The 5,150-nt window shown below is 45.0% G+C and carries 7 protein-coding genes; 2 read left to right on the forward strand and 5 right to left on the reverse strand.

Annotation, left to right across the window (positions count from 1 at the left end):
* Positions 1-62: 62 nt before the first annotated feature.
* Complete coding sequence (locus WCO51_09415) at positions 63-476, reverse strand: hypothetical protein (GenBank protein ID MEI6513476.1); 414 nt, start codon at positions 474-476, stop codon at positions 63-65.
* A 289-nt stretch (positions 477-765) separates the two neighbouring features.
* Between WCO51_09415 and WCO51_09420 the strand changes: the two genes are divergently transcribed.
* The gene (locus WCO51_09420; GenBank protein ID MEI6513477.1) at positions 766-1,146 is read left to right on the forward strand and encodes a hypothetical protein; all 381 of its coding nucleotides are present in this window, start codon (positions 766-768) and stop codon (positions 1,144-1,146) included.
* On the opposite strand, the gene WCO51_09425 is transcribed toward WCO51_09420, so the two are convergent.
* The 4 genes from WCO51_09425 to WCO51_09440 are packed head-to-tail and all read right to left on the reverse strand — an operon-like array spanning position 1,147 to position 4,567.
* Positions 1,147-1,791 carry a hypothetical protein gene (locus WCO51_09425; GenBank protein MEI6513478.1) on the reverse strand — a complete coding sequence of 215 codons (645 nt, stop codon included), beginning with the start codon at positions 1,789-1,791 and terminating at the stop codon, positions 1,147-1,149.
* Entirely contained in the window at positions 1,791-2,681 is an 891-nt protein-coding gene (gene pyrF / locus WCO51_09430) for an orotidine-5'-phosphate decarboxylase (protein MEI6513479.1), read from the reverse strand. The genes WCO51_09425 and pyrF overlap by 1 nt, the downstream gene beginning before the upstream one ends.
* Before the next feature lie 2 nt (positions 2,682-2,683).
* Positions 2,684-3,895 carry a hypothetical protein gene (locus WCO51_09435; GenBank protein ID MEI6513480.1) on the reverse strand — a complete coding sequence of 404 codons (1,212 nt, stop codon included), beginning with the start codon at positions 3,893-3,895 and terminating at the stop codon, positions 2,684-2,686.
* A gap of 39 nt (positions 3,896-3,934) precedes the next feature.
* Positions 3,935-4,567, reverse strand: a complete 633-nt coding sequence (locus WCO51_09440) for a thymidylate synthase (GenBank protein MEI6513481.1) — start codon at positions 4,565-4,567, stop codon at positions 3,935-3,937.
* Between the two features lie 53 nt (positions 4,568-4,620).
* Here WCO51_09440 and WCO51_09445 point away from each other — a divergent pair, with 53 nt between their 5' ends.
* A complete protein-coding gene (locus tag WCO51_09445) occupies positions 4,621-5,142 on the forward strand; it encodes a nucleoside-triphosphatase (GenBank protein MEI6513482.1) in 522 nt (173 codons plus the stop codon).
* Positions 5,143-5,150 lie beyond the last annotated feature (8 nt).

Raw genomic sequence — 5,150 nt, forward strand, 5'->3', positions numbered from 1 at the left:
GACACCAGGTTCTCATCCTGGCAATCGGGGTTCGATTCCCCGTGAGGTCACCAAATTAGGACTTAAGTCACCGTTCGCGGTGACTTTTTTATTAACTGATGAGATTGACTCAAAGTAGCAGTTCCAAAACCTTCAGAGCAACTAAAGTACAATCCATCAGGGAATATTAGGTCTTGTATGCCTTTCCGTACCTGTAAATCGCCTAAGTTCCAGAACTGATCTGCGTTCGTTAAGAACATCACTGCACTATCTATAGTCTGCTCCTTATTGGCAACCTCACTGCCAGCGTCAATGCGCTGAAGTTCTAAATCGCCAATGTCGTTTTGTATCTCGCGAAGCTTTTGATCTTTCATTTCATCGGTAAGTTTATTCTCGATGAATAGGTCAATCACTCGCGATTTCTTCTGATGTAGCGCGTCCGGCGTTTTACTTGCCAGTTTATTTAGAACTTCCAGTACAGGGTCTTGATTTTTCATACCTTTATTTTACTCTGCCTGGCACTGTATTCATAGCATTCCTGATCTGTTAATGCTCATGCCTTACCAAAAAATATTTTGTGTGCGCACTAAGTAAGAAGAATGAAAAAGCAAAAGAGAAGGTAGGGGTCACTAATTCACCGGTTATTCACGCGGGGCAAGTCGCACAGGTTCGTGTACGACATGCATTAGCTCCTATAGTCATCGCACATTATTCGACAATGTACGACGCCTCAACATAAGCCTAATCATTAGGCTTATGTGATTAAATATTGTATAATAAATGCATATGGAATTCCCTCAAGACAAGTTTAAGCCAAAGAAAGACCGATATGCGAAATCACGCGGTGGTCCGTCAAAGTTTCTGTATATTGCATGCGGTAACTGTGAAGAGCCAGCGATGGTCTATCAAAAAGACGGCCCGGGCAGGCTGTTACGCTGCTATGCGGATCGAATAGTATGGCCGCCAGAGCTTGTTGAAGAGCGAGCAGAACTGACAGCTGCGACTGTCAAAGAAGTTGGTTCACTTGCATGCGCTGCGTGCGCTAATGTGCTTGCCAACCCAATGGTTTATGAACCCGAGAATCGTGCAGCTTACAGAATCATCCCTGGTTCTATACATGCCTACCGTAGCCCTGAGCAAGCTGAAGCTCGATCTCAAGAGCAATAATTATCGCGCGACAACCTGTTGTATGACGTCGAGAATATCATGTGCAGCTTCGGACGCAGCACCTTCGGCGTTGACTATACTTACGTCAATATCAGAATGATTGAAGCCTGCCATCGCCAATGATCCAAGTTCTCTAGCTCCAGCCTCAAGCCTCCCATCTAAATTCCGGCCGCTTGATTCGATTCGTCCACGCCATATTTCCAGTGAAGGCGGATATATGTATAAGTTAAGCGTGTCGTACTCAGGGCGCTGGAGTGCATCTACCGTCTTTAGGGGGTAGTCGAGTATAGGCAGGTTGCCCCTGCTCAGCGGGGATGTAATTCCTTGTAAAGGTGTGCCATAGCGCACTCCGTAAAGACCATTCACGACTATAAATTCGCCCTGCGCCTGCATAGTGTCGAACTCAGAATCAGAGACACTTATTTTGTCAGTCTCGTTAGACCGGTTCGGCCTTGTAATGATTGGCTTTACATATTCGAATGTAGTGTCTGTTGCCTGGGCGTTTAGCTCTTGAATTAACGTAGACTTACCCGTTGCTGATGGCCCGAGCAACAATACAAATAGTCGACTCTTCGTAAGATTACGTTGTCGTGTCTTATTTATCTCTGCTTGCCGGTGGCTAGCTGAAAATGCGAATTCACTCATTATGCTGCCTTGACTAGATTGATACTCGTGCGCAAATCTTGAATTGAGCGTCGAGATGCTTCTTGTAGTGTCTCTTCGGCATTTCTTTCAGGGTACAGTATCGCACGCGATGCACTGATCATAAGACCATAGCCATTTGAATCGAGACACATTGGTACGCTCTCTTCCAGGCTGCCACCTTGCGTGCCAACGCCTGCCAGCAGAATAGGCATGTCGCCGACAATTTCGCGTACTCCTATAAGATTCTCTTTATGTGTAGCACTTAATACTGGAAGAATGTTTCCGTTATAGTTCCAAGAGTCCATGCTTTCTCGTAGAATATGCCTCCACAATGGATTACCGTCAGCGAGCGTCAGGCCTTGGACTTCTTGGGCCGACGGGTTAGAGGTATTAACGCAAAGTACGACAAGCTTGTCCTTCCATTTCACGAATGGCTCGATGGCGTCGAAACCCATATACGGGTTCAGGAGCACTGCGTCAGCATCAAGCTCTCCGAATATTTCTTCAGCAATTTTGTCAGCCGTGTGGCCTACATCCGCAAACTTGCCATCACACACGCGAAGAACATTGGGATGATTTGCTTTTATGTAATCAAAAGTACCGGCTAGGGCGCGTCGTCCTAATTCACCCTGGAAGAAATTCGAGTTTACTTTAAAATCCACTGCATATTCTGCCGTGGCATCTATGACCTGCTGATTAAAAAGAAGCATGCCATCTGCTAAGTTACTTCTACCGCCTACTTCATCCCAGATCTCTTCAGGAATTTTGTTGACGTCAGGATCAATGCCGACGCCGGCCATGGAATCAATTTCTAGCCATCGATTACGAATTTTCTCAACGCCACTAGCTGCAGGTGCGTAATAGAGGTCTCCATAACCTAGTCGTTCCATGCTTATTCCTCATCCTTGCCGTAATAGATGTCGCCGTGTCGGTGCTTGGCTTCAATGTGGTGTAAAGCTCCACGTGCGCCAGTGGTGTTAGTTGCTCGACGCGTAACATTAATTCCGCCGACTGCTAAGCCCTCAGCTTTCAAACGGTTATCTGTTTGCAGAATGATTGACTCAACGCCTATCATGCCTAAGAGTTTACCAGCGCCCTCATAAGTGCGAATATCAAACTCCGCGCCCAAGATTAATTGGGCGGCGGTGATTGTGTCAACTGCTTGAAGGCTATCGTGGTTAGTGGCAACTTTGATACCGCGCTTTAAGCCCTCTGTCTCCATTTTAGTTGCCGCGCCGAAGCCTCTTCCATCTTGAGAAGGGATATGAATTACAGCGCCATTTCCTAGCTCTTGGATATCCGTAAGTGCAGTATGCAACTGCTCACGACAATCACATCCTCTATCATCGTAAATTTGACCGATATCACAGCCTGAATCAATTCTTACGAGAAGGTCTTTGCCTGACATTTTCTCGATGCGTTGAGGGGTAAAAATTTCGTAATATTTCCACGGGTCATTATCGAGAACTAGGCCGTACGAATGTACTTCGCCGCCTGCAAAAGGATATCTGCGAGCATGCACGGTTTGCAGCATACTGGTTTTGAGAGAGGCATCTTCTTTTTCTGACGGCTTGCTAAGTGTGAGGCTAACTTCTGGCTCGTGCAGTCCGGTGACCGCAATAATTTTCTCTAAGTGCTCAGAAGATTTAGTGCGATCCTGGGTAGGAGTAATGCTGCGAGGATAATATGCCATGCCCGTGTTGCAGTGGCGGATTAGAACGTGTTCTCTATCGCCTATGAACTGGCTCATCAACTGCTCATACCCAGGGTGCTCAGGTGGCGTTAATTTGTAGCTAGCTTCGTCAACCTCAAGCAATGAAACCGGAAGCTTAGGGTTATTGAAAGCTTCTTGAGGCGTCGTATTTACGTAAAGTATCTGGAAGTAGGAAAAGCTTTCTCCGTCATCCACCTCAACAGGACTCATCCATACATCTTTATCTTCGTCTAAGTCCAGCTGGCAACCATAGAAGTGCGTCACGCCTTGATCTTGTAATAACACGAGGCGGCTTAAAGATTCACGATAGGTATCGTTAATTGCGGGAGCGCCAGGAATTGGATGTTCATCAAATTCAGCAATCCCAGGAAGGAAAACCTCGCTACTCATGACTAATTTATAACATATTAGAGTGTGTAATGCAAGGATTTAACCTTGTAATTGTGTCTGGAGCAATTGAATTTTCTCAGAATCTTTCAGATGTAAGTGGCACGAGTCTAAGAAATGATAATAGTTACCAACCGGTCTGCCTATTCGTTCAGCTATGTAATGTTGCAAGGAGATAAATTCAAGCATGTTCATCAATAATTTTTTATATGCATCTGAGGAGTTAGCGTGAACGTGCAACTCCAGCTTTCCATGCTTAATGCGCGCCCAGATTATTTGGGTGCAAGGCGAAACTTTTTGACCTTGATCAATGTTTTTATCCCACATTGATATCTGCGCTTCACCGACTGGGCGTTCTGCATTTAGATTTGCAATCAAGAACTCTATTTGTGAATTTGGCTCGTCAAAGGCACGATGGTAGTAAAGTTTTGTCCAATCATGAACGACACTGTCTTCGTTCTCGCCTGTATAGATGTATCTATTGATTACATCTAGGTCGGCTTGTGCCGTTGGGAATCGTGCGTCCGCCTCTATGACCTGGGGGTCAGTAATTTCTATGAGCGTAGTTTCATCACGCAGGTACTTTTCATTACCTGTAGCATCGCCTTCTTCAAGAAGAGCCGTAAATGTGCTGATCCAAGCTTCGTTTGCAGTTGTTGCAGTAATATTAATCATTTAGGTATTTTATCACGTTCTAACAGATAAGATTTGCATGATACCATGAGTAGATGAAACTCTTGATTACCGGCAGACCAAAAAGCGGAAAGAGCACCATATTAAGCGAGCTAGTTGCCGGCGTTTCTCCTCGGCGTGGTTTTATAACAAAAGAATTGGTCAAAGACCATCACAGAATAGGGTTTGTTGTAGAGGATATGAACGGTCTAAGTGCGGTTTTGGCTCAAACACAGAACCCTACAAGCCTGCAAGTCGGGCGTTTTTATATTCACCCAGAAGTCTTGGCTCAATTTACTCGAAACTTATCGCATCCAAAGACTGGCGAGCTTTTGTATCTTGACGAGGTAGGCCAAATGCAGCTTTACTCTAACGAGTTTAGATTACTCGTTGAAGCCTACCTAGACGCTCAGAATGATTTCTTAGCAACCATTACGAGCGTTTATAGTGATGAGTTCACGACGCGCATTTTCAGCAGGGACAACGTAATACTTTTTCAACTAACTGAAACGAATAGAAATGAAGTTTATCAGGATATACTTGGCTGGTTAAACAAGCATGCTATAGAGATTAATTAGCGAAAATA

This window comes from bacterium, from assembly GCA_037131655.1.
Lineage (GTDB): Bacteria > Armatimonadota > Fimbriimonadia > Fimbriimonadales > JBAXQP01 > JBAXQP01.